This is a genomic window from Vreelandella sulfidaeris, assembly GCF_042429665.1.
Lineage (GTDB): Bacteria > Pseudomonadota > Gammaproteobacteria > Pseudomonadales > Halomonadaceae > Vreelandella.
In genome coordinates this window covers 253,589-279,016 of record NZ_JBHMAC010000010.1, presented here as the reverse complement: position 1 = coordinate 279,016, position 25,428 = coordinate 253,589, and the positions used below count along the sequence as shown (strand labels likewise).

Below are 25,428 nucleotides of genomic sequence, written 5' to 3'. Positions count from 1 at the left end.
CTTTAACGCTTACGGGCGCATGCGATCCGGGATATCCGCACCAACTTCTTCGAAGTAGCGCAACGCACCGGGGTGTAACGGCACGGGGGTAGAGTCCATGGTGAACTTGACCGTGGTGTCGTTAGCCGCCGGGTGGACGGCAATCAGTTCATCGGTGTTTTCAAACAGCAGTTGCGTTAGCTGGTACGCCAGCTCTTCGTCCATGTCGGCATTCACCACCAGGACGTTGGGAATACCAATGGTCTGCACGGCCTCATCCATGCCATCATACATACCGGCGGCTAGCTCGTAGGGAGCGAAGACAGCTTCTTCTTCCTGAGCATTGGCCACTTCTTCATCAGTCAGACTAATCAAGCGGATATCGCGCGTTGCCGCCAGGTTGAGAATAGAGCTGGTGGGGGGACCAACACTCCAGAAGCCAGCATCGATATCACCATCACGGATCGCATCGGCGGTTTCATTGAAATTAAGACGCTGAGGAGTGAAATCGCTATAGCTGATGCCGTTCGACTCAAGCAGCGCACGCGCATTCAGCTCAGTACCGCTACCCGGCGCACCAACCGATACCCGCTTACCGGCCAGGTCCGCAATAGATTCAATATCTGATTCCGCCAAAGTAACTAACTGCACCGCATTCGGGTAGACAGACGCCAAAGCGCGGATATTTTCAATCTGACGACCTTCAAAATCGTCTGTGCCGGTGTACGCCTGGTGAACGGTATCGGCCAGGGCCAGTGCCAGATCCGCATCGCCGCGCATGATCAGACCCATGTTTTCAACCGAGGCACCGGTAACTTCTGCGGTCGCCTGGGCACCTTCGATGTGATTATTGATCATCTCGGCGAAACCACCACCGATCGGGTAGTAAACGCCACCCGTTCCGCCGGTCGCGATAGAGAGCTGCTGAGCACTTGCCGGGAGCGCAACGGCGAGCAAAGAGGCGGCAGCTGCCGTGGAGTATAGAGAGCGTAGTGTTCGCATGTGCATTTCCTCCGTCCTGCTTGGACTTATAGGTATGGTTGACGATCAAGGAAGTGAAGAGGCCCCGCAGCTGACGACCCGCTACAGGTAATCAGAAACGGTAGAAGAAGACGTTAGCATGGCCTACGCGTTGGATGCTAACAAGGTGTCAACGAAACAGCGCGGTCTTATCCAGCCCATTAAAAACAGCTCCTGTGCCAAAGAGCGAAGCCATAAGGGGATGGCAAACACTCCGGCCATGGTGAGCGTCATAAAATATCTACATAACGCTGAAATATCTTAACCTTTGCGAAATGGGTAAGATATTCGCTAATCGTCGATAACATACCGCTTATTATTCGCCCAGGAGCTACCTGCTATGGAGTTAGACGTTCAGGAGTCAGCGTTTAAGGCGCCGGAGGCACCACGTCAAAACCTCGCCATTAGCGCTTACCAGCAGCTAAAACATGACATTATTCGTGGTCGTTATGCGCCTGAACAAAAGCTGTTAATGAGCCGCCTGAAAGAGGCTTACGGCGCCAGCACGGGCCCCTTGCGAGAAGCACTCTCGCAGTTGGTGGCTGATCGTTTGGTGGTGGCCATCAGTCAACGCGGTTACCGCGTAGCGTCCATGTCGCTGGCAGAGCTAAACGATATTTATGACGCTCGCGCGCAGCTTGAAGGGCTGATTTTGCGTCTCGCCATTGAACGCGGCGACGACGCCTGGGAAGCCACCGTGCTGGCCACCGCTCACCGCCTGGCGAAAGTCACCGACGTTAGCACCCCAGATGATCTACTCGATATCTGGGATGAGCGCCACAAAGCCTTTCATACCGCTATCGCCAGCGGCTGTAACTCCCCTCACCTGCTACAGATGCGCACAACGCTGTTTGACCAAGTAGAGCGCTACCGCCATTTATGGCTACAGGAAACCGTGATGTCGTCCCAGGCATTGGAACTCAAGCGCCAGGAGCATGCAGCCCTGGTGGAGGTTATTTTGGCCCGCGATACCGCTCAGGCCGATACATTAATGCGTGACCACCTCATGACACCCGTACCGATTGTTACCCGTGTTCTAGCGGCACGCGGCATCAGATAAATTCTTCGTTTTATAAAAATGTAGATATTTTAAATAAACGGCGATACATTGAACCCAATAACACTGTCACCATTTATCGCAGTGAGCACTGCGCTTGCTACTTGCTAAACCTAGTGAGTCATAGCCCACAGTGCTGCCTGCCAACGCAATAATAGGAGTGCTTGCCATGACCCACTTCAACTGGGATGACCCGCTGCTACTAGAACAACAGCTCACCGATGAAGAGCGCCAGATCCGTGATGCCGCCTACGACTACTGTCAGGAAAACCTTCAGCCGCGCGTGCTGACCGCCTTCCGCGAAGAGCGCTTTGACCGTGAAATCATGACGGAGATGGGCGAACTTGGACTACTGGGCGCCACCGTTTCGCCTGAGTACGGCGGTGCAGGCGTTAACCACGTCGCCTACGGTTTGATTGCCCGCGAGGTAGAGCGCGTCGACTCTGGCTACCGCTCTGCCATGAGCGTTCAGTCCTCGTTGGTGATGTACCCCATCGAGACTTATGGCTCCGAAGAGCAAAAGCACAAGTACCTGCCCAAGCTTGCCAGCGGTGAAATGGTCGGTTGCTTTGGCTTGACCGAGCCCGACCATGGCTCTGACCCGGGCAACATGAATACCCGCGCGGAAAAAGTCGACGGCGGCTATCGCCTGACCGGCGCCAAAATGTGGATCACCAATAGCCCGATTGCCGATATCGCGGTGGTATGGGCGAAGTCCTCTGCGCACGACAACCAGATTAAAGGCTTTATTGTTGAACGCGGCACCGAAGGCTTCACGACGCCTAAAATCGAAGGCAAAGTTTCCCTACGCGCTTCGATTACCGGTGAGATCGTGCTGGATAACGCCTTCGTTCCAGAAGAGAACCTGCTGCCTAATGTCAGCGGTTTGAAAGGCCCGTTTGGCTGTCTGAACAAAGCGCGCTATGGCATCGCCTGGGGTGTCATGGGCACCGCGGAATTCTGCTGGCACGCGGCGCGTCAATATACTCTGGACCGCAAACAGTTTGGCCGCCCGCTGGCTGCCAACCAGTTGATTCAGAAAAAACTGGCCGATATGCAGACTGAGATTACGCTGGGCCTGCAGGCAGCGTTGCAGGTGGGCCGTTTAATGGACAGCGGCAACTGGGCGCCGGAAATGGTCTCGCTGATCAAGCGTAACAACTGCGGCAAAGCCCTGGATATCGCCCGTCAGTCGCGTGACATGCACGGTGGTAACGGGGTTTCCGACGAGTACGGGGTTATCCGCCACATGGTTAATCTGGAGTCGGTGAATACCTATGAAGGTACCCATGACGTGCACGCATTGATTCTTGGCCGTGCACAAACGGGTATTCAGTCATTCTTTTAAGCGACCGCTGACTACGCTTTTTAGCGCTACACGCCAAGGAAACATAGTTATGAACGAGCCATCCAAACCACTGACTGGCATTAAAGTGCTCGACATTTCGCGCGTGCTGGCCGGCCCTTGGTGCGGACAAATGCTCGCCGACATGGGGGCGGAGGTCATCAAGATCGAACGCCCAGGCAGCGGCGACGATACTCGTCACTGGGGCCCTCCTTGGCTTTCAGGTACTGAAGAGTCGGCCTATTACCTCTGCGCGAACCGAGGTAAGCGCTCGGTCACCGTGGATATGGCCAAGCCCGAGGGGCAGGCGGTAATCAAGCAACTCGTCGCTGAGTCCGATGTGCTGCTGGAAAACTTCAAGGTGGGTGGGCTTAAGCGCTACGGCCTGGACTACGCCAGCTTGAAGGCACTGAATCCCCGATTGATCTACTGCTCGATTACCGGCTTTGGTCAGGAAAGCCCCTACTCGCATCGCGCCGGTTACGATTTCATGATCCAGGCCATGGGCGGCATCATGAGCCTGACCGGCAAGCCCGATGATGAACCTGGCGGCGGTCCGGTCAAAAGTGGCGTCGCATTTACCGACATTTTTACCGGACTATACGCTGCTAACGCGGTGCTAGCGGCGCTTTATCAACGCCGAGATAGCGGAGAAGGCTGCCATATCGATATGGCACTGATGGATGTGCAGGTTGGCGTGCTCGCCAACCAGGCACTCAACTATCTAACCTCGGGCAACGTGCCCCAGCGATTGGGGAATGCCCACCCCAACATCGTGCCTTACCAAGCGTTTGCCACCCAGGATGGACATATCATTGTGGCGGTAGGCAATGATGAGCAGTTCAAACGTTTTTGCACGGTGCTGTCGCTTGCGACGCTGGCAGAAGACCCACGTTTTGCCACGAACGGCGCACGAGTCAATCACCGTGGGCTACTGGTTCCTCAGTTGGAAGCGGCACTGGCCCAACGCACCAGCGATGAGTGGCTGATGGCTTTTGAAGCGGTAGGCGTGCCCTGCGGGCCGATCAATACGCTGGACCGCGTTTTCAACGATCCCCACGTTAAAGCCCGGGGCCTTAAACAAACCCTGCCTCATTCGCAGGCAGGCCACGTGGACCTGGTCGCCAACCCCATTCGTTTTAACGGTGTCCAAATGAGTGCCGACACGGCACCGCCCCACTTGGGCCAGCATACCGACAGTGTATTAGAAGCAATCGGCATTACCCACCAACAGCGCCTGGCGCTGCGCGAGGCGGGAATTATTTAGTCGCTGCTGAGTAGTTTTAAACTCTCTTCCCTTTTAGCGCCTGCGGGCGCTTTTTTTTATATTCCTTAATCCTTAATACTTACTCAAAACCTATACAAATATTGTATGACGGCCTACACTCGCTAGCGTTGAATACTTTCGTGTCGCCTGTAGGCATTATGCTCTCTAACATTAATGCGTGAGTGGTGACCGCTGAGCCACATCTTCCTACAGGAGCAACCATGAGCCAGTGCGCACGCGTTAATGACCACTGCAAACGCTGTGAAGGCACGCTGCCCTTTGAGTTCACGATGGCCTTTCAGCCCATTGTGGATGTATCCCTGGCGCGTATTGTCACCTATGAAGCACTGGTGCGCGGTCCGAACGGAGAGTCTGCCTACAGCGTTATCGCAAAAGTCACTGATGATTTGCTCTACCGCTTTGACCAAGCCTGCCGGGTCAAGGCGATAGAAATGGCCAGCGCGCTGGATATGCAGACCGACCTGTCGATTAATTTTCTACCCAACGCCGTTTATGAGCCCGAAGCCTGCATTCAGGCAACGCTGGCGGTATCCGAACGTGTTGGCTGGCCAACGCATCGGCTCATTTTTGAAATTACCGAAACCGAGCGCGTGCGGGATCGCCAGCATCTGTGCAACATTATTGATGCTTACCGTTCCATGGGCTTTAAAACGGCGCTCGACGACTTTGGCAACGGTTATGCCAATTTAGACTTACTCACTGAATTAACCCCAGACAAACTAAAAATAGACCGCCAGCTGGTGATGAACTGTGATCACGACGCACGTCGCCAAGCGCTGCTAAACGCCATTGTATTGCTGGCTCAAGAACTTGAAACCACCCTGATTGCCGAAGGTGTCGAGACACGCGCAGAAGCGCTGTGGCTAGCTCGCGCCGGGATCTCCCGCCAGCAAGGTTTTTACTTTGCGAAACCAGCAGTTAACTCGCTAGGTGAAGATATTAGTGAGCTGCTGGCCGAGTTAAAGAGAGAAGCATATGGTGGTTTAGGAGCGATGCATGAAGGATCTTCAGCCTGAACGGCTATATCAACTTTTTAACCGCTCGAAACGAAACACCGAAAATGTCATCAAGGCGGCGCCGATTGGGATTTGTATCACCACCCCCAGTGGCCATTTTGAGATGGTGAATCCCGCTTACTGCGAGTTTTACGGCTACCAGGAGGAAGAGCTGTTAGGCCAGCACTTCACGCTAGTCGTGCCGCTTGAAAACCGTGCCCACTTGTCGGCTTTACACGATGATTTCATGCGCGGCAGCAGAAGTCAGGAAATACGCCAAGAATGGGATGTGATCAATAAAAACGGTGAGTTGTGTACCATCATTTCCGAGGCTGCTCGTATCGAAGCCGAAGATGGTGAGCCACGCAAAGTGACGTTTATTATTGATATCACCCAACGCAAGCGACTTGAAGAACGGCTCAAACTAGCCAACGAACGCCTGGATCATATTGCCCACCACGATGAGCTAACCGGCTTGCTCAATCGCCGCGCCGGTTTGCGGCGTCTTGACGAAGAAATCAAACGCTGTGAGCGTTACGACAGCCTCTTTAGTATCGTGATCTATGACCTCGATAACTTTAAATCAATCAACGATACCTATGGTCACGCTATAGGCGATAGCGTTCTTCAGCAAACAACCACCCTAGTCAACGAGGCTCTTCGCGACACTGACCTGCATGCCCGTATGGGTGGAGAAGAGTTTCTGATCATGATGCTTGGCGTGAATGCGGAAGAGGCTTACCAGGGTATGGAGCGGATACGCGAAATGTTGGCGCAAACCACCTTTACCGACCATCAATTAACCGTGACACTCTCGGCAGGGATCGCAAGCTACGTTGAATCCTCAAGGACACGACTACTGGAGTGTGCCGACAACGCTATGTATCAAGCTAAACAGACAGGGCGTAATCGTGTTGTTATTGGGCCGTTATCCATGTAAACACTGTTAATGCGCACTATGCTGAAAGACCATCCCTCATCAATAGGAAGTAAGCTATGAGCAGCAATGCCGAACTGAATGAGCTGAAGCATAAATACGTCGCTGCTGGTGCCGCCAGCCCCGCGACAGCATTCGCCGACCGTGCTGAGAACGCAGAAATATGGGACGCTGATGGCAACCGCTTTATCGACTTCGCGGGCGGCATTGGCGTACTCAACGTTGGCCATCGCCACCCCAAAGTGGTCGCCGCGGTTAAAGCCCAGCTTGATAAACTGATGCACACCTGCCAAACGGTCATGCCTTATGAAGGCTACGTGAAAGTGGCTGAAAAGCTCAGCCAACTGGTGCCGGTTCGTGGTCATGCCAAAGTAATGTTGGCTAACTCGGGTGCCGAAGCACTGGAGAACGCCGTCAAGATCGCCCGCGCCGCCACCGGTCGCTCAAATGTTATTTGCTTTGATGGCGGCTACCACGGCCGTACCTTTTTCACCATGGCGATGAACGGTAAGGTAGCGCCTTACCAAAGCGACTTCGGCCCCATGCCCGGCACCGTTTTTCGCTCGCCCTACCCGGTGCCTTACCATGGTGTCAGCGAAGATGAAGCCATTCGTGGTTTGAAAATGGCGCTGAAAACCGATGCCAACCCCAAAGATACCGCGGCCATTGTGCTTGAGCCGGTGCTTGGTGAAGGCGGCTTCTACCCAGCGTCTACCAGCTTTCTGACCAAGGTACGTGAAATCTGCGATGAGCACGGCATCTTGATGATCATCGATGAAGTGCAGTCAGGCTTTGGCCGTACCGGCAAGATGTTTGCCATCGAGCACAGTGGCGTAGAGCCAGACATCATGACCATGGCCAAGAGCATGGCGGACGGCATGCCGATTTCCGCCATCGTAGGTACCGACAAGGTAATGGACGCCTCCGGCCCCAACTCCCTGGGCGGCACCTATACCGGCAGCCCAACCGCCTGTGCGGCAGCGCTGGCGGTCATGGAAGTCTTCGAAGAAGAGAACATCCTGCAGAAAAGCCAAGCGCTGGGCGACAAACTGGCAAAACGCTTCAATGAGTGGGCAGACAAGTTTGACTGCATTGATCACGTGCGCAACATGGGCGCTATGGCCGCGTTTGAGCTGGTCTCAAACAAAGCTGATCACACGCCCAACCCAGAACTAGCCGCTGCGCTGTGCAAGAAAGCCCGCGAAGAGGGCTTGATCCTGCTCTCCTGCGGCATGTACGGCAACACGATTCGCTTCTTGATGCCCGTAACCATCCAAGACGATGTACTCAATGAAGGCTTGGATATTATCGAATCCTGCCTGGAGTCACTGACCTGAGCATGACTAGGTCGACCATGAATAGCGTCGCATAAGCGATTAAGACCAAACGCCGCTGCCCTTTCGAGCAGCGGCGTTTTTTATGGTTTATTTAATCGCGCGGGCGTCGGTCACCTTTCAGGAAATTCACCGTGAATACCGCTTTGCCATGGGTCTCGAACGACCACTTCATCACATCGCTTAACGCTGCCATGACCTCATCGAACTCGCCAAACAATTGCGTACTCATTCGGTTGGGGTGAACTTCCAGGCCCGTTGCTTCCAGGCGTTTCACCACCTCTTTGACCACCGGCTTGAAGTCATCGGCCAGTGGGTAATAACTGAGCTGTACGGAAAGATACATAACGCCTCCTTACGCTGTGTGAGAAGGCTGTCTAGCATGACTAAAACGATGCCAGGCAGCCATAATGGCGGCACGTGTTTCATCCGGGTGCTCCATCGGGAACATATGCGTACCGGGAACCTCGCTCACCATTAACCCTTTTCGCTTTAAGCGCCTTATGCGTGGAGCGGTCAGCAAATGCGACTCTTTGCCCGCCACCAACGCTAACGGCACACCCAACCGACTTGGCAAGCGGGAAAGGTGATCCGGTAGATGGCGGAAAATTTCCACCTCGACACGCGGGTCAAAGGTCAACTCTGCACTGCCGTCGTCTAATAGCCGTGTCCCACCTTCAATGTAGTCGTTAAGCGCTTCTGGGGTAAAGTGACGAAACAAGCCTCGGCGGCTCAAGTAATGAGCCATTACCTCGCGGCTCGGCCACACGCTTCGCCGCCCCAGGGTTTTACCCGCAGGCGTTATTCGGTCCACAAAACCAAACCGCTTGGCAGCTTTCATGGCCCAGGCATCGGTGCCCAGCATCAAGGGCGGATCGAGCATTATCACACCACTAAAACGCTCGGGCTGCTTATCCGCGGCCATGGCCATCAAGGTCCCCCCAAGCGAATGCCCCACGCCCAACAGGGGCGCATCACTCTCGGGCAGGTAGCTCAGCAGTTCATCCACCAGGTTGCCCCAGTTATGGTTAACGGGGTAATCCGGATGGTGGCCCAGGCGATCCAGCGGATGAAGGTCAAAGCTTTCCGCTAGTGGCTTTAGCAAACTGCGATAACTTAGCCCAGGAAAACCGTTGGCATGAGCAAACACTAGGCGCGGACGTGAAGGGGTATCGACAGACATGGCAGTGCTCAGTGAAAAGAATGACGGTGAGAAAATAGCGAAGTGGCAACGGTCAGAATCGACAATCACGCTACCTATCATACGTCTGTTTTAGCGTGCGCCAGAAAAAGCGTCAATGCTCAAAAGGATTAACAGGCTAATTAAAACAACGATAGCTGTTGTTCCTGGCTGTTTTCAGCCAGCCGGTACCCTACCCCCAGCAGGCGCACGGGCCGTTCGCCTCTTGCCCACCCTACCTTGAGTAATGTTTCAAACTGGGCAAGGTTGGGCGCCGGGTCGGCGTGTTCAACGGTAGTTTGGGTAAAGTCGCTGAATTTTACTTTTACGATCAGCCCGCGAACCGCCAGGGGCGGGTCTAAGCGTGCATAGCGCCGTTCTAAATCGTCAATCAGCGCGGGTAGCTCTTGGCGACAGGCATCAAGAGTAGGCAAGTCCTTGGCGTAGGTCTGCTCGGTGCTGACCGATTTACGCTCGCGGTGGGTTTTCACCGGGCGCTCGTCTCGCCCCCAGCTTAGCTCGTGTAGACGACGACCAAAGCGGCCGAAGTGCTCGACCAGTTCCGTCAGCGAGCGGGTACGTAAATCGGCGCAGGTATGAATATCCAACACCGATAATTTCTCGGCCGTTCGCGGGCCAACCCCGTGTATTTTCTTGACCGGCAACTGTTGTACGAAGCTATCGACCTTATCCGGCGTGATGACACACAGCCCATCGGGCTTGTTCCAGTCGCTGGCAATTTTGGCCAGAAACTTATTAGGCGCCACGCCCGCCGAGACGGTAATGCCCACTTCACGACTGACCCGTTCGCGGATCGCTTCGGCCATTAGCGTCGCGCTACCGTGATGCTGCGTCACGTCAGAGACGTCCAAAAAAGCCTCATCCAAGGAGAGCGGCTCAATAAGCTCGGTGATGTCGCGATAAATCGCAAAGACCTGGCGGGCGACCGTTTTGTATTTGGCCATCTCGCCACGGATCACGGTGAGATGCGGGCAACGCTTGAGCGCCTGCGCCATCGACATGGCGGAGTGAATGCCGAACTCGCGGGCGGGATAGTTACAGGTAGCCACCACCCCGCGCTGCTCGACACTCCCGCCAATGGCAATGGGAATATCCTTGAGCGCGGGGTTATCGCGCATTTCCACCGCTGCATAAAAGCAGTCACAGTCGCAGTGAATAATCTTGCGCACCGGCTACCCTTCTACCTGTAAAAAACCACAGTTTATCACAGCATCAGGTGCCGCAGAATGTTCTCAGTACCTGTTCGCTTTGTGTGGCAGGCGCAGCCAAGCGGCGCGCTTCAACGGATTCATCGAAGGGCTGGGTAACCACCCCCAACAAGGTATGAAAAGGAGCAAAATCGCCGCTGTAAGCAGCATCAATGACTTCCTGAACGCGGTGATTACGAGGAATAACGACGGGATTGGCGCGGCGCATGGCGGCAAAGCGTTCGTTCTCTTTACTCGCGACTGCCACCACTTCCCATGCCTTAAACCACGCTGCCAGTTCATCGGGGTGGGTCGTGAGCGCCAGCAATGCCTCGTAGCGCTCATCACTTGGCGAGGCGGCGTACTGAGTGAGCGCATCGAAGGTCGCGGTCATATCCATCTGCCCCTGATGCATCTGGATTTCCAGCCCTTCCATAAGTGACTCTGCTTGCTCGCTTTGTGCCTCAAGCCCTAACTTATCGGCATGCAACCGACGTTGCTCCGCACTGAACAGCGGCTCGAAGTGGCGAATAGCGTCGGTGGCTTGCTCTACCAAGGCGTCGCCTTCTTCACGCATAAGAGGCAATAGCGTTTCAGCAAAGCGAGCCAGATTCCACTGAGCAATCGCAGGTTGATTGGCAAACGCATAGCGGCGGCCTTGGTCGATGGAGCTGTACACCTTCTGCGGATCGAACTGCTCCATAAATGCACACGGGCCATAGTCGATGGTTTCCCCCGCAATGCTGCAGTTATCGGTGTTCATCACGCCATGGATAAAGCCTACGCTCATCCAGCGAGCAATCAGCACCGCCTGGCGTGCCACCACCGCTTCCAACAGTGCCAAATAGGGATCTTTTGCATTGGCGGCCTCTGGATAGTGGCGCTCGATCACATGATCCGCGAGTGCTTTTAGTACCGTCTCGTCCCGGCGGGCAGCGGCAAATTGAAACGTACCCACACGGATATGGCTACTGGCGACACGGGTGAACACGGCGCCAGGCTCAGGCAATTGGCGCACCACGCGCTCGCCACTTGCCACCGCGGCCAAGGCACGTGTCGTCGGAATCCCCATAGCGGCCATAAACTCACTGACTAGGTATTCACGCAATACCGGCCCCAGCGGAGAGCGACCATCGCCTCCACGAGAAAACGGCGTACGACCGCTGCCTTTTAGCTGCACATCGCGGCGCATACCGTTCTGGTCGATCACTTCACCCAGCAGCAGCGCCCGGCCATCACCCAACTGAGGCACAAAGTTGCCGAACTGATGACCAGCATAGCCTAAAGCGCCGGGTTGGCCGTTTGGTAGGGGCTGATTACCGCTAAACCACTGAGCAAGCGTAGCGGGATCGGCAATCTCTTTAGCGCCCAGCTCATGTGCAAGTGGAGCATTAAAGGCGATCAGTTCAGGCTGAGCCACGGGCGTTGCGCTGGTGGCGACCCAGAGAGGTTCAGGTAACGTGGCATAGCGATGTTCAAATGACAGCACGGTGGCCTCCGCTTCTATTGACTGTGATTAGCTAATACCCTAGCACTCTAGTCAACTAAACGCCGAGGCAATGATGTTAAAACAGTGCCCAAACGTACCAAATGTTAACAACAGCGAGCTGACGCCACTTCCAAGGGATTTTTATAACCGTGACACTATAGAGGTCGCCAACGACTTACTCGGCTGCTGGCTGGTGCGAGAGATTAACGGCGAGCAGATGGCCGCAAGGATTGTGGAAACCGAGGCTTATTGTGGGGCAGAGGACTCCGCCTGCCATGCTCACCGCCGCCGCTCGCCGCGAACAGAAGCGATGTTTGGGCCTGCTGGCCACGCCTACGTGTATCTTGTTTATGGGATGCACTGGCTACTGAACGTGGTGACGGAGCCAGTGGATTCGCCCTGTGCGGTATTAATCCGCGCCGTGGAGCCTACCGCTAACGAGGACGCCATGCGCGCCATTCGCCAAGCAACCGGTAAACAGCTGAGCAACGGCCCTGGCAAGCTAACGCGTGCGTTGATGATAGATAAAGCGCTGTATGGTCATGATTTAACCCAGCGCCACCAGCTGTGGATTAGCGCAGCTACACCTCACGAACCGATTGTTACCGGCCCACGTGTAGGTATTGATTATGCCCTCCCCGAGCATCGCGACGCGCCATGGCGGCTCTGGCTAAAAGATAATCCGTGGGTGTCTAAAGCACGCTAATGCCCCTCAAGACGCGCCACCGCATGGGTTAAAACGGGCGTTAACGGCGCCCGCCACTGGTGGGTTAACAATGCATCCGCCCTCGTTACTCCCAGGGATAGCGAGGCGACCGGCAACCCCATGGCGTGGGCATCGCGGCAAAAGCGATAGCCGGAAAACACCATTAATGAGGTACCCACGGCCAAGACAGCCTCCGACTCTGCCAGCGCTATCTGCGCCGCCAACCGCCGTTCGGCGGGGACTACGTCGCCGTAAAACACCACGTCGGGTTTTAAAATGCCGCTGCAGCGCGGGCAGTCGAAAATACGAAAGGTGCTGAAATCCGTTTCCAGATCGGCATCGCCATCCGGCGCATGCCCCGCCTGCAAACCGACAAATGAAGGATTCATCAGCGCCATTTCGGCATGCATGGCGTGGCGCATCATTTGATAGTCACACACCATGCACTTCACCATGTCCGCACGGCCATGTAGGTCGATTACCCGGCGCGAGCCCGCGCGCTGATGCAACCGGTCAACGTTCTGGGTCACCAACTGCTGGATATAACCCTGCGACTCCATAGCAGCTAACGCACGGTGCGCGCCACTGGCCTGAGCTTCACGCATGGCGCTGAACCCGATCAGCGCACGCGCCCAGTAGCGTTGGCGAACACTATGAAAACTCATAAAGTCGCCGTGCTGCACCGGGGGTGGCCGCTTCCACTGACCATCCACATCGCGGTAATCGGGGATACCGCTATCGGTACTCACGCCCGCCCCGGTAATCACCCACAACTTGGGGTGGCGTTCAATAAACGCTGCCAACTCCTCGCCCGCCTGGGCAACGCTTTCTGCAACTTCCACGGCCTGCGTCAATCCTTCACCTCTAGGCAATATTACTCAAACTCAACGATACTGTATGACAACAGCGGGCCATGCAACGCGCCCTTCAACGATTATTGTGCACCCAGGAGAGTCTCTTATGCAGCACGATCATGACATTATTATTGTCGGTGGCGGCATGGTGGGCGCCGCCCTGGCCGCGCGCCTGGGACATGCGGGCATACCGGTTGCCCTGGTAGAGAAAGGTGGCAAGCCAAGCGAGCCCTGCGGCGACTATGATTTACGTATCTCGTCGCTAAACGCTCGCTCGCTTGCTTTTGTGAAGGCCAGCGGCACTGCGCTCCCCGAAGAGCGCAGTTGTCCTTTTCGCCATATTGATGTCGCCAACCAGGACGGTACCGGCCACGCGCTGTTCTCAGCCGCCGATAGCGACATGCAGGACTTCGGCATCTTTATCGAAAACCGTGCCTTGCAGTACGCCCTCTGGCAGCGTTTGGAAACCCTGCCCAGCGTCACCTGTTACACCCACTGCGCGCCGATAAACACGCTTACCTCAAGCACTGGCCGCCTGCTAGAGCTGGATAACGGTAATACCTTGAGTGCCCGTTTGATCGTCGGCGCGGACGGCGCCCGTTCAACCCTGCGCGAGCTGGCCCACATTTCAGTGGAGAGCTACGATTACCACCAGCGCGCCATGATCATTAACGTGGAAACAGAGCTGCCCCAGCAGGACATCAGTTGGCAAGTGTTCACCCCGACCGGTCCGATTGCCATGCTGCCGCTGCCCGGTCACCGCGCATCGCTGGTGTGGTATGACCACGAAGACGCCACCCGCGCCCGCGAGGCGATGGACAATTCAACGCTTAAAACCGCCATCGAGGGCGCCTATCCCCGTCGTTTGGGGAATATTACCCGGGTGGTCTCACGCGCCAGCTTCCCGATCAAACGCCAGCATGCCAAGCGCTATATCGGCAAGCGCTTGGCGCTGATTGGCGATGCCGCCCACGTGGTGCACCCGCTGGCAGGCCAGGGGCTCAATATCGGCCTTCACGATGCTGATACTCTTGCCGAGATTATCATTCAGGGGCGCGATCCCGGTGATTATCTCAACCTACTCCGTTTTGAATGCCAGCGCCGCGCGGCCAATCAAGCGATGATTGCCGCCACTGACAGCTTCCATCACCTGTTTACCGGCGCCAAACCCTTGCGTCGATTAGGTGATTTAAGCCTGCAGCTGGCTGATCGCTTCCCACTTGCCAAACGCATGATGATGCAACAGGCCAATGGCCTGAATCCGTTCAAGGTGTGGTAGCCGCGGATACAAGCAGCGTGTTTTAGCAACGAGAAAGCCAAGCCGTAAGCCAAGCCATCGTGCTTGGCTTTCTCATGGCCGCTAGTTACCCCTTAATGCAGTTATGGTGTTTATTTAAGAACTCACGAATCACCGGAATAATGACACCGCCATGGGTTTCCAAGGCGAAATGTCCTGTGTCATAAAAGCGAATGTCCGCTTCCGGAATATCTCGCTTCCAGGCTTCAGCGCCTGACGGAAGAAAGAACGGATCATGCTTTCCCCAAACGGCGAGTAACGGCGGCTGATGCTCCCGAAAGTAGGCTTGAAACTCGGGATACTTGGCAACATTGGTAGCGTAATCCAACAATAAGTCGAGCTGAATATCAGCCATCCCAGGCTGGGTGATATGGCCCCCTTCCAACGTATAGGCATCCGGTGCTACCGCACTTGTGTCGCTTACCCCCTCCACGTACTGCCATTTGATAGACGCTGGCGTCGGGAAGTCGCTCAGGGCATCACGATTCGCCTTTGAAGGATCGTTCCAATACGTCCGAATAGGCTCCCACCCTGTTGAAAGCCCCTCCTCATACGCATTGCCGTTTTGCGAAATGATGGCGGTGATTTTTGACGGGTGAGCCTGCGCCAAACGCCAACCAACGGGCGCCCCATAGTCGTGAACACCCAGCGCATAGCGGTCGAGCGTCAACTGTTCCGTAAAGTGATCGATCGTTTTCGTTAGGTTGGCAAAGGTGTATTCATACTGCCCACTTGCCGGTGACTCGGTAAAGCCAAAGCCGGGTAAATCCGGTGCCACGACGTGGTACTCGCTGGCAAGTGCTTTGATAACATCGCGCCACATATACGAGGAGGCAGCGAATCCATGCAGCAGCAGCACCGTTGGCGCCGCTGTATTTCCAGCTTCGCGATAGAAGACATTGACCTCACCCACCTGCTCGAAGCGATAGCGGACCTATTGCAACATTGGGGCATCGGCAGCAGCCGATATATTTTTACGTGTCATTGGCGAACCCTTCAAGTAACCATTAAAAATCACTTTTGAAGGTTATTAATAAAAATAGCAACCTGTCAAATATAAATTTAAAGGTTACTAAATATGCCATCAGACATTGCGCCTCCATTTATCGCGAGCAACCTCGCGCTTGATTTCATCAACACGCAGTTTGGCGTAGGGGATGAGCAGCAAGAGTGCCTGTTTGACGACAGGAGTGTCGTTACGTGGCTTCAGCAAGCGGGCGTGTTATCGGAATATGGTGAAAGCCCGCCGGTAGGGATAGCCCAGCTTGCTCGGCAATTACGCGATAACATGCGGGATCTGCTTATCTCGGCCCAGCAGGGGCGTGCCGCAGACTCCGCCGTGGTAAATCACGTGCTGGAACGGGGTTATCCAATAGAGAAAATCGAATGGCAGTCAAGGGAATCGGTGTTTCAGAAAAAAAGCGTTAAGCGCGACATGGGAAGCGAAAGCCTGTTGCAGCCTATCGCCCAGGTGTTCGTCCAGTTGCTTACCGAGGAAGATTTGCAGCTCGTAAAAGAATGCGAAGCTTCGGACTGCGTTCTACTGTTCCACGACCAAACAAAATCTCACCGGCGCCGTTGGTGCAGCATGGCTTCCTGCGGAAACAGAATGAAAGCGGCAGCGCACCGGGCTAGAAAGAAAACAGGCTAGAAAGAAAAGGAGACAGAAAGAAAACGAGTAGCGTGCTTTGTGGTGATGCCTATAGCGTGAAGCTCATTGGCTTCAGATTGCCAAGCGCATGATGATGCAGCAGGCCAATGGCCTTAACCCGTTCAAGGTGTGGTAGCCGCGGATACAAGCAGCGTGTTTTAGCAACGAGAAAGCCAAGCCGTAAGCCAAGCCATCGTGCTTGGCTTTCTCATGGCCGCGACCACGTCCGTTGTAAACATTGCTGTCTAGATGGTATTGCTGGCTCGTTTTGACAGCCAAGCATGAATCAACCCTGCCTACTTATATAAACAATAAAACCTGATTTAGTTACCCCTCTTCACCAGTTTTTATACCTCTTAGTGAGTAGTGAAATTCCTATAAAACTGACCCAAATCAACTTAACGAAAGACAACACCAATCACCACTTTAGTATTAACTCTGCGCGTCGATACAACAAAAAGAGTTCTTTAGTACTCAACTCGATGCTGTTGTCAGGGCACGCCCTGCAAGCTTCACGAATCACCCTTTTCAAGTGAGAAAATATAATGCTGCAGGCTCTACACCGTATTTCATTAGGTCGAAAATTTGTACTGGTTTTAGCCTTACCATTAGTGGCTATGACATGGTTAGCCGTGTCGGGTATTTTGGAACGAAAAGCGCTTGTCTCTGAAATGAGCCATCTTCAGGAAATGACCGTGCTAAGCCAATATGCCGGCGACCTGGTTCATGAACTTCAGCGCGAACGAGGCATAACAGCTGCATTTTTAGGCGGCAGTGGACACGATTTCCGCTCGAAACTACCCGGCCAGCGCCAAGAAACTGACAAGCGACTCAATGCGTTCAACACCTATATAACTAGCTTAACTTTTAATGAGGGTGATGCTGAAGTACAAGCTCAGGTGAACCAAGCCAACAACCTGTTACGTGAGTTAACTAACCACCGCCAGCGCGTTGACCGCCAAGAGATAGTAGGTGAGCAATCTAATGCCTATTACACCAATGTTAATAGTTTTTTAATCAGCATTGTTAGCCAATTGACCTTTAGCGTTGAACAAGGCGAAGTAATCAGACAACTCAATGCTTATTACAACCTGTTAAGTATTAAAGAGCTGGCAGGCATAGAGCGGGCCATGTTAACGACCGCTTTTAGCACTAACGCCATGTCTGTCGACATGTACTCCAATCTTCTCTCTTTAACAGGCCGCTCTAGCGTCTACATCGACAGTTTTAATAGTTTATCGAACGAGGGTCTTCAAAATGAATTAGCACAGGTGTTGGCAAGTGATCTTGCTCAAGACCTGTTAGCAATGCGAGGTATCGCCATCGAGCAAGGTGTTGCGGGAGGTTTTAACATCAACCACCAACTATGGTTTGACCAGCAGACCGAGCTCATTGATCAGCTAGCAGTGGTGGGACAGAGTGCAGCCAAAATTCTGCTTGAGACTAGTAATAACCTGCGTGATAAAGCGGTCAGTGAACTGATCTACTACCTGGTTTTCTCTTTAGCAGCCGCAATGTTAGCTATTGTGCTTGCCGTGCTGATTGTCCGTAGTATTGCCCGCCCCTTACAGGTAGCGCTCAAGAATGTGCAAACACGCGGTGGCGATCTTACGCAGCGTTTAGCCGTTCCAGGCAATGATGAACTCTCCCAGCTTTACCAGGCATTCAATGAATCGACGATTAAAACAGAAGAGTTAGTGGCTGGCATTAAACAAGGCGCTCAATCCGTTGAGCTAGCCAGTAAAGAGATTGCGAACGGCAATGCTGATCTCGCGCAGCGTACTGAAGAGCAATCCGCGTCGTTAGTGGAAACGGCGTCCAGCATGGAGCAGATCACGGCGACCGTAAAACAGAGTGCGGATACCGCTCTGCAAGCACGTCAATCCACACAGGACATGGCGAATCAAGCCAATGAGGCAAACGTCATTGCCGAACAGGCCCGCTTGGCAATGGAGCAGATCGAAGAAGCCAACGAGAAAGTAACGACGATTGTGGAAGCCATCGATAACATTGCCTTTCAGACCAATATTCTGGCCTTGAACGCCTCCGTCGAAGCGGCGCGTGCCGGTGAGCAAGGGCGTGGATTCGCGGTAGTGGCTGAAGAAGTGCGTAATCTGGCCAGCCGCAGTGCTGAAGAAGCCAAGCAGATTCGCAAGCTTATCAGCGACAATGTGGCCAGCATCAAGGAAGGTGGAAGCCTGGTAACCTCCACCAGCGAAACGCTGAAAACCATTGCAGAACGGGCTCAGCACACCGCGGCGCTGGTGTCAGAAATATCCTCTGCCACTAATGAACAGTCACACGGCATTGAACAGATAAACCAGGCGTTGACCCAGTTGGAAGAAGTAACCCAGCAAAACGCCGCGCTGGTCGAGGAAGTAGCTACTGCGAGCCGCTCGCTGGACGATCAGGCAGGTGACATGGCCGACATGGTGGGCCGCTTCAAGGTTAGCGAAGAAGGCAATTCGTTGACGTTAGCGCACGCCAATTACTAGCCCCAAAAAGCTCAGCTCGGACAATTACGATACAAGACGCTGTAGCTACAGCTATTCAGCAAGCCCCATAATACGTGGGGTAAGCTTTTGAAATAAGGCTTTAGCGCTGGTTTCTCAACACCAGCGCTAAAGCCTCTCGCGGCGTTCTCCGTTTTTCCTATTTCAGCCCAGAGCTGACAGCGATCAACATAACCATTACTAATTCGCATTCAAGCAAGCATATTAGCGTTTTCTGTGATACGAATGGACAGGCAAGCCACTCTATTTTAGGGAATATTTGCCATGTCAGTCATCAATGAGAAAGTCTTTATCAGCCCCGGCCGCTACGTGCAGGGGGAAGGCGTCATCGAGCGGGCCGGGCACTATGTCGGCGCGCTTGGCAAGACAGCGCTGCTGATCGCCGATGATGTGGTCTGGGAGATCGCGGGCAAGCAGCTCAGCGCCAGCCTGGAAGGCGAAAACGTCAGTTTTGAACGTGCGGTGTTCAGCGGCGAGGCATCCAGCCAGGAGATTGACCGACTCGTTGAATTAGGCCGGCAACAGCAGGCACAGGTGGTCATCGGCTTTGGGGGCGGCAAGACGATCGACACCGCCAAAGGCGTCGCTGAAAAGCTCGACGCGGCCTGCGCCGTGCTGCCGACCACCGCCTCCACCGATGCGCCCACCAGCGCCCTATCAGTGATCTACAGCGACGATGGCGAGTTCGAAACCTACCGTTTCTACAACAAGAACCCCGATCTGGTGCTGGTGGATACCGGCATCATCTGTAAGGCGCCGCCGCGCTTTCTGGCTTCCGGCATTGCCGACGCGATGGCCACCTGGGTCGAGGCGCGCGCCGCCATTCGTGCCAACGCCAACAACATGGCGGGCGGTAAAGCCACGCTGCTTGGCGCAACCATCGGCCAGAAGTGCGAAGATATTCTATTCGAGCACGCCCTGCTCGCCTATCAGGCCAACGAAGCGCAGATCGTCACACCTTCATTCGAAGCGGTGGTCGAAGCCAATACCCTGCTGAGCGGGCTGGGTTTTGAAAGCGGTGGCCTGGCGGCCGCGCACGCTATTCATAACGGCTTTACCGCCCTGCATGGCGAGATACACAGCCTGACCCACGGCGAAAAGGTCGCCTTCGGCACGATGGCGCAGCTTGTGCTCGATCAAACGCCCCAAGTGGAGCTGGAAGAGTATCTGGATCTTTACCTGGCGCTGGGCCTGCCGGTAACCCTGAAGGGGCTCAAGCTCGACCAGGCCAGCGAAGAAGACCTCTACCGCGTAGCCGAAGCAGCGCTTAAAGAGGGCGAATCGAGCCATAACCTGGCGTACGATCTAGCTCCCCAACAGATCGTCCACGCCATCAAGGCGGTGGATGCCCACGCCCGTGCGTTTATGGCGAAAGTTGGCCTGAGCGAATAAGCCCTAAAAGGCGGGGCGCTAAGGCGCTCCGCCTTTATCTCACCGCACCTACTTGCCCGTCAAAATAAATGCCCGTTAATACCCTGCACCCTTTATTTTTCTTACCGGTATTTCAGCCAATATGTCCACATCGGCCATGCGCATATTGATAGCCAATATTGCTTCATCACATTTCTCTGTCGTTATGTAATGCGTCACACAACCACATAGATTACAGCGGTGAAATTCTACTTCCTTGTCACCCCAAATATAGAAAACCGTTTTCTCTTTTATGTATTTCAGTGCTACTTGGGTAGGAGAATAATAAGCCCAAAGAGCAGCATACCGCCGACAAATGGAGCAATTACATTCCCCCACTTCCTCGGGAAAGACATCCACAGTGATTTCAACATTCCCACAATGACAGGTAACGATCACGAGTTTTCCTTTTGACTACCCAGCGACAAGCTTAAACGACTGAACCCAGAGACGCGTATCAGTGCGTCCTCTGCGATCAATGTTTAGCTACCGAAAAGGCTGCAGTGAGACAGGCTACAATCCGATCAGCGCACGCTCCGGTAGGATCAAGATCGGGATCATAGATAGTGACCTCCATGCCAACGCATTTGGGTGATGAGAGGAGTTTCCTTAAAATTTCGGTGATGACTGCAAATGACGGCCCCTCAGGTTCCGGGCAATCGACGGCCGGCATTTCCGAAGAGTCAATTACATCAAGATCGAGATGGATCCAAAAGCCATCGGTGTGCGCTGTAGCTGTCTCCAGCACGCTATCAATTACCTCTGCGCCACGCTCCACGACGTCGTGACTGGTGGTGACACTAATCTGTCGGGTTGCCAGCTCATCAAGATATTCGTCGCTAGAGCGCACACCGACAACGTGTACGTCTTCATGACGTACATAGGGGCCCACTCCATCAAGATTAATCAGACGCGCATCGCCATGGCCCGTCACTATGGCAAGGTCTTCTCCCGCCGCCGCCCTTATTTCGGGCGAGTTTTCGGGATGGCGAAAATCACCGTGCGCGTCCAAAAAGACCAGTCCATAACGACCACGGCGCTTCAAGGCCAGCATAGTACCGAGAAGGATGCTGCAATCACCTCCCAAGACCAGGATTTTGCGATGCATTTTTATAATGGGTTGGAGGCGGTCCGCCAACTGAACTGAGTAGCTGGCAATTTTTTCAGCATTACGGTCTCCGTCACCAGGAGCCCACTGAGAACAGTATCGCGGCGGCACAAGACTACCGCCATCATCAGCGTCTATTGCCTCCAGCAATCCACGATCGCGAAGTGCCCAAGGCAGCTTATAGCAGCCAGGTACAACCCCATCCTCTGGGGGACTCAAGCCAAGGTTCGACGGTGCATCGAGGACAATCACGTTGCGTCCGGTCATACTGAATTCCTTTGCTTACCAACGAAAATCGCTTATCAACCGATGCACCGCCGCCGCTTGGCAGAACATCTCTTCAACGCAAACGCATCATGATGCAGCGGGTCAGCGACTGAAATCTATTTAAAGGGTGCCAGGGTCTACTACGCTAAGAGGATGACGACGAAGGTGGTCGAAAACAATCACAATAACCCTCGATTAAGGCACCCCAATGGCATCTACACGACAAACGCTGTTAACGGCAACGCTATGTTCTGGTCTAGGTCTTCTTCTGGCCTCTCCCCTATGGGCTTGGGATGGCGTCGTCGAAAAACAAACCTTCGAAATGGACAGCTTCACTACCCAGAGCGGCGAGACAATCCCCAACGTGACGGTGGGTTGGGAAGCCTATGGCGAGCTTAACGAGGCTCGCGATAACGTTATTTTAATTACCCATTTTTTCTCAGGCTCCAGCCATGCAGCAGGCCGCTATGACCAGGATGGCGAACCGACCGGCTACTGGGATGCCATCATTGGCCCCGGCAAACCGCTGGATACCGATGAGTACTACATCATCTCCTCGGATACGCTGGTAAACCTGAATGCCAATGACCCCAACGTCGCCACTACCGGCCCCGCTTCCATCAACCCCGATACCGGTAAGCCTTGGGGAATGGACTTTCCTGTGGTGACCATTCGTGATTTTGTCGAGGTGCAGCGCGAACTACTGGAGAGCCAAGGAATTGAATCGCTGCATGCGGTCATGGGAGCCTCAATGGGGGCTCTTCAAGCGATAGAGTGGGCCAGTGTCTATCCTGATCGCGTAGAACGCTTGATCACGGTGATTGGCAGCGGCGTTGCCGACCCATGGCTGCTGGCCACGCTAAGCGCCTGGGCAGCACCCATTCGACTGGATGCCAACTGGAACGAGGGTAACTACTACGATGGCGAGCCACCCACCGACGGGCTAAAAGAAGCGCTGAAGTTAGTTACGCTCAATGCCAACCACTGGCAGTGGGCCAACGAGACGTTTAATCGCGATTGGGCTGATGACGAGCGCGACCCCGCCCAGGATATCAACGCCCGCTACGCGATTGAAAAAACGCTGGATGACATCGCCGCCGCCCGTGCTGAAACGTCCGATGCCAACCACCTGCTCTACCTGGTGCGCGCCAACCAGACCTTTATGGCCGGCCACGGCGACTCGCTAGAGGAAGGACTTGCCGCCATCAAAGCACCGACACTGATGCTGTATAGCGAGAAAGATCTGGTCTTCCCTCCTGAAAGCGTTCGCCATACCGCAGAGCTTATAGAGGCTGACGGCACCGACGTGACGCTTGAAGTCCTGGAAGGTAACCGCGGCCACCTGGATGGTGTTGTTTCTATTGATCAAGCGAGTGAAACGTTGCAGGAATTTTTGCAGTAAGAGAGTGAGCGCTGGCTTCTTTGAGAGCCAGCGGTATTTAGGCGGCTTCAAAATCCAAAGGGTGCAGATCGTCCAAATTAATGGTGCTGCGAGCCATCCATAAGTCATATGTATCCTGCATTGCCAGCCAGCTCTCTGGGGAACGACCAAGAACCTTCGACAAGCGCAAAGACATTTCAGGGCTAATGCCGCTTCCCCCTTTCAGCAACCGTGAAAGCGTAGAGGGCGATACACCCAAACTGGAAGCAAGCTGGCGTGAACTGATACCAAAGGGCGCTAGGTAAACCTCCCGAATAAATTCGCCGGGATGCGGTGGGTTATGCATTGTCATTAGTGATAATCCTCATAATCAAGAATATAAGCGTTGCCGTCCCGGAATTCGAACGTCATGCGCCAATTTCCATTGACCCAAATCGACCATCGCTCTTTGTCTTTCCCCTTCAACGGATGCAACCGAAAGCCGGGGATATCCATGTCTTCCACTGAAATAGCCGTATCCAGGGCAGCAAGTTGCATACGCAACTTCGTAGTGTGATCTGCCTGTATGCCAGCAGTGCTGCCACTAGCGTAGAACCGTTTCAGTCCTTTGTGACGGAATGATTTAATCATGAGAATATTGTAACGCGTTGCGCATCGCGCACCAATAAAAATTTACGGTTGGAATAAAAGCTGAGTATTGAAGTGAGACTTACCCTATCAAAGCACCGATACTAATGCTGTATAGCGAAAACGACCTCGTCTTCGCGGCCATTTGGATAGCGTTGCTTCTATCGACCAAGCCAACGATAAGCTGAAGGCGTTTTTGCAGTAGGAAGAGCGCTGGCTTTGGCTTCAAAGCCAGCGCACGTACAGCTGACAATATTTAAAGTTTTAACCGCTTGAATGCGCACTACCATGCGCATATTCTATCTTTATGCTTATAACAGTCATAGGGGGCTGCAATGGCCGCGCTATATAACACCGCAGCACCGAAAAAAGCCGCAAATTTGTCAGTTAACAGCGACTTACTTCAAAAATCTCGCGCTTTGAACATTAATCTCTCGGCCACACTAGAGCGAGCATTGAGAGAAGAGTTGGCAAAATGCGAGGCTTCCCAGTGGGTTGAAGAAAATCTAGCTGCGATCAAAAGCTACAACGAATTTGTCGAGCAGCATGGCTGCTTCGGTGACGAATTTCGGGAGTTTTGATGGCTCAGTTCGACGTTTACCCTAACCCCAGCAAGACCAGCAGGGCGAACTACCCCTACTTAGTGGATATCCAAAGTAGCCTACTAACGGATCTGGCAACCCGCATCGTGATCCCATTGGGTAATCGAGCGGCTTTTGGTGGCAACGCCATGCAAGGCCTCACGCCGGAAATAACGTTCAATGGTCAAGAGCTGTTGTTACTGACGCCGCAGACCTCATCAGTACCAGTGAAACATCTCAACTCCCCCGTCGGTACCCTTTCGCACTTCAGGAGCCAGATTGTGGGTGCGCTTGATCTCGCCGTTACTGGGATTTAATGTTCAAAATTATCGCCTCCATGCTCTCTTTTTAGCCCCCCTGGTTTACAGGCATATTGAGTTCGAATCAGTTCGATTTCTCGGTTTTTTCAGCAGGAGAATCAGCGACAACAGTCGCTATCCTCATTAACAGGTCAGAGCCTCTAAAATATTAGCGGTTGGCGTTTTCTTCGGCCACCTGACGAAGCGCATCGACCAACACGTCAGCAGGCTGGGCGCCAGGAATGAGGTAGCGCCCGTCGATGATGAATCCCGGCACAGCGCTAACCCCTGCGTCCATGAATCGCTGCTCTGCCGCGCGCACTTCGTCTGCGTACTGATCAGACCGGGCGATGGCCACGGCAGCATCACCATCAAGGCCGACCTCAATGGCCTTCTCGCGTAGAACCTCCGGGTCTGAAGGGTTTTTCGCCTCACCGAAGTAGGCATCAAATAAGGCCAATTGCAGGGGCGTCTCCAGGTTTTGCGTGGCGGCCCACATAAGCACGCGGTGGGCATCGAACGTATTGTTCGCTCGACGCTCCTGGGCGCCACGGAAATTCAGCCCAAGCTCTTCAGCCACTGCCATGATCTCACGCTGGGACTGCTCCATGCTGGCCGCGTCCTTACCGTACTTGCGACACAAGTGCTCCAGGATCGGCTCGCCCTCGGGCGGCATGTCCGGGTTCAGTTCAAAGGGCTGCCAAAAGAGCTCAACGTCGATCTCGCCATCAAGCGTTTCTAGCGCTTGTTCCAAGCGACGATAGCCGATCGCGCACCACGGGCAGGCGACATCAGACACCAGGTCGATTCTCAATTTTTGCATTTTGTATATCCCATTGACATATCCCAAAATTCAATCAAACTAAAGAAAGTATGTTACGTGTATATAGTAGTGAGTAACG

26 protein-coding genes are annotated in these 25,428 nt (G+C 54.1%); 14 read left to right on the top strand and 12 right to left on the bottom strand.

Features of this window, described 5'->3' with window-relative positions; genetic code table 11:
* Positions 1 to 9: 9 nt before the first annotated feature.
* The gene (locus tag ACFFLD_RS06250) at positions 10 to 981 is read right to left on the bottom strand and encodes a TAXI family TRAP transporter solute-binding subunit (protein WP_386038180.1); all 972 of its coding nucleotides are present in this window, start codon (positions 979 to 981) and stop codon (positions 10 to 12) included.
* Between the two features lie 358 nt (positions 982 to 1,339).
* Here ACFFLD_RS06250 and csiR point away from each other — a divergent pair, with 358 nt between their 5' ends.
* The 6 genes from csiR (at position 1,340) to gabT (ending at position 7,958) form a co-directional block, all read left to right on the top strand.
* Positions 1,340 to 2,059 (top strand): DNA-binding transcriptional regulator CsiR, encoded by a 720-nt coding sequence (csiR, locus tag ACFFLD_RS06245; RefSeq protein ID WP_386038177.1) that lies wholly within the window; start codon positions 1,340 to 1,342, stop codon positions 2,057 to 2,059.
* A gap of 166 nt (positions 2,060 to 2,225) precedes the next feature.
* Positions 2,226 to 3,404, top strand: coding sequence for an acyl-CoA dehydrogenase (locus ACFFLD_RS06240; RefSeq protein ID WP_386038174.1), 1,179 nt, complete (start codon positions 2,226 to 2,228; stop codon positions 3,402 to 3,404).
* A gap of 49 nt (positions 3,405 to 3,453) precedes the next feature.
* Positions 3,454 to 4,668 carry a CaiB/BaiF CoA transferase family protein gene (locus ACFFLD_RS06235; protein ID WP_386038171.1) on the top strand — a complete coding sequence of 405 codons (1,215 nt, stop codon included), beginning with the start codon at positions 3,454 to 3,456 and terminating at the stop codon, positions 4,666 to 4,668.
* A gap of 221 nt (positions 4,669 to 4,889) precedes the next feature.
* Positions 4,890 to 5,705, top strand: coding sequence for an EAL domain-containing protein (locus tag ACFFLD_RS06230; protein WP_386038168.1), 816 nt, complete (start codon positions 4,890 to 4,892; stop codon positions 5,703 to 5,705).
* A complete protein-coding gene (locus ACFFLD_RS06225) occupies positions 5,686 to 6,624 on the top strand; it encodes a sensor domain-containing diguanylate cyclase (RefSeq protein WP_386038165.1) in 939 nt (312 codons plus the stop codon). The genes ACFFLD_RS06230 and ACFFLD_RS06225 overlap by 20 nt, the downstream gene beginning before the upstream one ends.
* Positions 6,625 to 6,680: 56 nt before the next feature.
* On the top strand, positions 6,681 to 7,958 hold the full coding sequence (gabT, locus tag ACFFLD_RS06220; RefSeq protein ID WP_386038162.1) for a 4-aminobutyrate--2-oxoglutarate transaminase: 1,278 nt from the start codon (positions 6,681 to 6,683) through the stop codon (positions 7,956 to 7,958).
* 91 nt (positions 7,959 to 8,049) lie between these two features.
* On the opposite strand, the gene ACFFLD_RS06215 is transcribed toward gabT, so the two are convergent.
* The 4 genes from ACFFLD_RS06215 to ACFFLD_RS06200 form a co-directional block, all read right to left on the bottom strand.
* Positions 8,050 to 8,301 carry a YkoF family thiamine/hydroxymethylpyrimidine-binding protein gene (locus ACFFLD_RS06215; RefSeq protein ID WP_386038159.1) on the bottom strand — a complete coding sequence of 84 codons (252 nt, stop codon included), beginning with the start codon at positions 8,299 to 8,301 and terminating at the stop codon, positions 8,050 to 8,052.
* Positions 8,302 to 8,310: 9 nt separating this feature from the next.
* Positions 8,311 to 9,138, bottom strand: a complete 828-nt coding sequence (locus ACFFLD_RS06210; protein ID WP_386040389.1) for an alpha/beta fold hydrolase — start codon at positions 9,136 to 9,138, stop codon at positions 8,311 to 8,313.
* Between the two features lie 140 nt (positions 9,139 to 9,278).
* A complete protein-coding gene (gene dinB, locus ACFFLD_RS06205) occupies positions 9,279 to 10,325 on the bottom strand; it encodes a DNA polymerase IV (RefSeq protein ID WP_386038156.1) in 1,047 nt (348 codons plus the stop codon).
* A gap of 43 nt (positions 10,326 to 10,368) precedes the next feature.
* A complete protein-coding gene (locus ACFFLD_RS06200) occupies positions 10,369 to 11,832 on the bottom strand; it encodes a protein adenylyltransferase SelO (protein WP_386038153.1) in 1,464 nt (487 codons plus the stop codon).
* A gap of 70 nt (positions 11,833 to 11,902) precedes the next feature.
* On the opposite strand from ACFFLD_RS06200, the gene ACFFLD_RS06195 reads away from it, so the two are divergent.
* Positions 11,903 to 12,538 (top strand): DNA-3-methyladenine glycosylase, encoded by a 636-nt coding sequence (locus tag ACFFLD_RS06195; RefSeq protein WP_386038150.1) that lies wholly within the window; start codon positions 11,903 to 11,905, stop codon positions 12,536 to 12,538.
* Here the strand turns inward: ACFFLD_RS06195 and ACFFLD_RS06190 are convergent.
* Positions 12,535 to 13,392, bottom strand: coding sequence for an NAD-dependent protein deacetylase (locus ACFFLD_RS06190; protein ID WP_386038147.1), 858 nt, complete (start codon positions 13,390 to 13,392; stop codon positions 12,535 to 12,537). The two genes, ACFFLD_RS06195 and ACFFLD_RS06190, sit on opposite strands and share 4 nt — an antisense overlap.
* A gap of 106 nt (positions 13,393 to 13,498) precedes the next feature.
* Here ACFFLD_RS06190 and ACFFLD_RS06185 point away from each other — a divergent pair, with 106 nt between their 5' ends.
* On the top strand, positions 13,499 to 14,671 hold the full coding sequence (locus ACFFLD_RS06185) for an FAD-dependent monooxygenase (RefSeq protein ID WP_386038144.1): 1,173 nt from the start codon (positions 13,499 to 13,501) through the stop codon (positions 14,669 to 14,671).
* An 85-nt stretch (positions 14,672 to 14,756) separates the two neighbouring features.
* On the opposite strand, the gene ACFFLD_RS06180 is transcribed toward ACFFLD_RS06185, so the two are convergent.
* Positions 14,757 to 15,602: an alpha/beta fold hydrolase gene (locus ACFFLD_RS06180; RefSeq protein ID WP_386038141.1), complete on the bottom strand. Its 846-nt coding sequence runs from the start codon at positions 15,600 to 15,602 to the stop codon at positions 14,757 to 14,759.
* A gap of 165 nt (positions 15,603 to 15,767) precedes the next feature.
* Between ACFFLD_RS06180 and ACFFLD_RS06175 the strand changes: the two genes are divergently transcribed.
* The 3 genes from ACFFLD_RS06175 to ACFFLD_RS06165 all read left to right on the top strand — a co-directional run bounded on the left by ACFFLD_RS06175 (position 15,768) and on the right by ACFFLD_RS06165 (position 20,245).
* Positions 15,768 to 16,340, top strand: coding sequence for a CGNR zinc finger domain-containing protein (locus ACFFLD_RS06175; RefSeq protein ID WP_386038138.1), 573 nt, complete (start codon positions 15,768 to 15,770; stop codon positions 16,338 to 16,340).
* 545 nt (positions 16,341 to 16,885) lie between these two features.
* Positions 16,886 to 18,835 carry a methyl-accepting chemotaxis protein gene (locus ACFFLD_RS06170; RefSeq protein ID WP_386038135.1) on the top strand — a complete coding sequence of 650 codons (1,950 nt, stop codon included), beginning with the start codon at positions 16,886 to 16,888 and terminating at the stop codon, positions 18,833 to 18,835.
* Positions 18,836 to 19,117: 282 nt separating this feature from the next.
* Positions 19,118 to 20,245 carry a glycerol dehydrogenase gene (locus ACFFLD_RS06165; protein ID WP_386038132.1) on the top strand — a complete coding sequence of 376 codons (1,128 nt, stop codon included), beginning with the start codon at positions 19,118 to 19,120 and terminating at the stop codon, positions 20,243 to 20,245.
* Positions 20,246 to 20,320: 75 nt separating this feature from the next.
* Here the strand turns inward: ACFFLD_RS06165 and ACFFLD_RS06160 are convergent, their stop codons facing one another.
* Both ACFFLD_RS06160 and ACFFLD_RS06155 read right to left on the bottom strand, forming a co-directional pair.
* Positions 20,321 to 20,662: a GFA family protein gene (locus ACFFLD_RS06160; protein WP_386038129.1), complete on the bottom strand. Its 342-nt coding sequence runs from the start codon at positions 20,660 to 20,662 to the stop codon at positions 20,321 to 20,323.
* Positions 20,663 to 20,738: 76 nt separating this feature from the next.
* The gene (locus tag ACFFLD_RS06155) at positions 20,739 to 21,638 is read right to left on the bottom strand and encodes an arginase family protein (protein ID WP_386038126.1); all 900 of its coding nucleotides are present in this window, start codon (positions 21,636 to 21,638) and stop codon (positions 20,739 to 20,741) included.
* Positions 21,639 to 21,846: 208 nt separating this feature from the next.
* Between ACFFLD_RS06155 and ACFFLD_RS06150 the strand changes: the two genes are divergently transcribed.
* The gene (locus ACFFLD_RS06150) at positions 21,847 to 23,040 is read left to right on the top strand and encodes an E22 family MetX-like putative esterase (protein WP_386038123.1); all 1,194 of its coding nucleotides are present in this window, start codon (positions 21,847 to 21,849) and stop codon (positions 23,038 to 23,040) included.
* Between the two features lie 37 nt (positions 23,041 to 23,077).
* On the opposite strand, the gene ACFFLD_RS06145 is transcribed toward ACFFLD_RS06150, so the two are convergent.
* Complete coding sequence (locus ACFFLD_RS06145) at positions 23,078 to 23,371, bottom strand: HigA family addiction module antitoxin (protein ID WP_386038120.1); 294 nt, start codon at positions 23,369 to 23,371, stop codon at positions 23,078 to 23,080.
* Positions 23,371 to 23,649 (bottom strand): type II toxin-antitoxin system RelE/ParE family toxin, encoded by a 279-nt coding sequence (locus ACFFLD_RS06140; RefSeq protein WP_386038117.1) that lies wholly within the window; start codon positions 23,647 to 23,649, stop codon positions 23,371 to 23,373. The genes ACFFLD_RS06145 and ACFFLD_RS06140 overlap by 1 nt, the downstream gene beginning before the upstream one ends.
* A gap of 332 nt (positions 23,650 to 23,981) precedes the next feature.
* Here ACFFLD_RS06140 and ACFFLD_RS06135 point away from each other — a divergent pair, with 332 nt between their 5' ends.
* Both ACFFLD_RS06135 and ACFFLD_RS06130 read left to right on the top strand, forming a co-directional pair.
* Positions 23,982 to 24,227, top strand: a complete 246-nt coding sequence (locus ACFFLD_RS06135) for a type II toxin-antitoxin system CcdA family antitoxin (RefSeq protein ID WP_386038114.1) — start codon at positions 23,982 to 23,984, stop codon at positions 24,225 to 24,227.
* On the top strand, positions 24,227 to 24,544 hold the full coding sequence (locus ACFFLD_RS06130) for a CcdB family protein (RefSeq protein WP_386038111.1): 318 nt from the start codon (positions 24,227 to 24,229) through the stop codon (positions 24,542 to 24,544). Before ACFFLD_RS06135 ends, ACFFLD_RS06130 begins: the two co-directional genes overlap by 1 nt.
* Before the next feature lie 151 nt (positions 24,545 to 24,695).
* On the opposite strand, the gene ACFFLD_RS06125 is transcribed toward ACFFLD_RS06130, so the two are convergent.
* Entirely contained in the window at positions 24,696 to 25,349 is a 654-nt protein-coding gene (locus tag ACFFLD_RS06125) for a DsbA family oxidoreductase (RefSeq protein WP_386038108.1), read from the bottom strand.
* Positions 25,350 to 25,428: the final 79 nt, after the last annotated feature.

Coding starts and splice junctions, on each gene's coding strand:
- ACFFLD_RS06250 (WP_386038180.1), bottom strand. CDS start 981: ATGCGAACACTACGCTCTCTATACTCCACGGCAGCTGCCGCCTCTTTG.
- csiR (WP_386038177.1), top strand. CDS start 1,340: ATGGAGTTAGACGTTCAGGAGTCAGCGTTTAAGGCGCCGGAGGCACCA.
- ACFFLD_RS06240 (WP_386038174.1), top strand. CDS start 2,226: ATGACCCACTTCAACTGGGATGACCCGCTGCTACTAGAACAACAGCTC.
- ACFFLD_RS06235 (WP_386038171.1), top strand. CDS start 3,454: ATGAACGAGCCATCCAAACCACTGACTGGCATTAAAGTGCTCGACATT.
- ACFFLD_RS06230 (WP_386038168.1), top strand. CDS start 4,890: ATGAGCCAGTGCGCACGCGTTAATGACCACTGCAAACGCTGTGAAGGC.
- ACFFLD_RS06225 (WP_386038165.1), top strand. CDS start 5,686: ATGAAGGATCTTCAGCCTGAACGGCTATATCAACTTTTTAACCGCTCG.
- gabT (WP_386038162.1), top strand. CDS start 6,681: ATGAGCAGCAATGCCGAACTGAATGAGCTGAAGCATAAATACGTCGCT.
- ACFFLD_RS06215 (WP_386038159.1), bottom strand. CDS start 8,301: ATGTATCTTTCCGTACAGCTCAGTTATTACCCACTGGCCGATGACTTC.
- ACFFLD_RS06210 (WP_386040389.1), bottom strand. CDS start 9,138: ATGTCTGTCGATACCCCTTCACGTCCGCGCCTAGTGTTTGCTCATGCC.
- ACFFLD_RS06195 (WP_386038150.1), top strand. CDS start 11,903: ATGATGTTAAAACAGTGCCCAAACGTACCAAATGTTAACAACAGCGAG.
- ACFFLD_RS06185 (WP_386038144.1), top strand. CDS start 13,499: ATGCAGCACGATCATGACATTATTATTGTCGGTGGCGGCATGGTGGGC.
- ACFFLD_RS06175 (WP_386038138.1), top strand. CDS start 15,768: ATGCCATCAGACATTGCGCCTCCATTTATCGCGAGCAACCTCGCGCTT.
- ACFFLD_RS06170 (WP_386038135.1), top strand. CDS start 16,886: ATGCTGCAGGCTCTACACCGTATTTCATTAGGTCGAAAATTTGTACTG.
- ACFFLD_RS06165 (WP_386038132.1), top strand. CDS start 19,118: ATGTCAGTCATCAATGAGAAAGTCTTTATCAGCCCCGGCCGCTACGTG.
- ACFFLD_RS06155 (WP_386038126.1), bottom strand. CDS start 21,638: ATGACCGGACGCAACGTGATTGTCCTCGATGCACCGTCGAACCTTGGC.
- ACFFLD_RS06150 (WP_386038123.1), top strand. CDS start 21,847: ATGGCATCTACACGACAAACGCTGTTAACGGCAACGCTATGTTCTGGT.
- ACFFLD_RS06145 (WP_386038120.1), bottom strand. CDS start 23,371: ATGACAATGCATAACCCACCGCATCCCGGCGAATTTATTCGGGAGGTT.
- ACFFLD_RS06140 (WP_386038117.1), bottom strand. CDS start 23,649: ATGATTAAATCATTCCGTCACAAAGGACTGAAACGGTTCTACGCTAGT.
- ACFFLD_RS06135 (WP_386038114.1), top strand. CDS start 23,982: ATGGCCGCGCTATATAACACCGCAGCACCGAAAAAAGCCGCAAATTTG.
- ACFFLD_RS06130 (WP_386038111.1), top strand. CDS start 24,227: ATGGCTCAGTTCGACGTTTACCCTAACCCCAGCAAGACCAGCAGGGCG.
- ACFFLD_RS06125 (WP_386038108.1), bottom strand. CDS start 25,349: ATGCAAAAATTGAGAATCGACCTGGTGTCTGATGTCGCCTGCCCGTGG.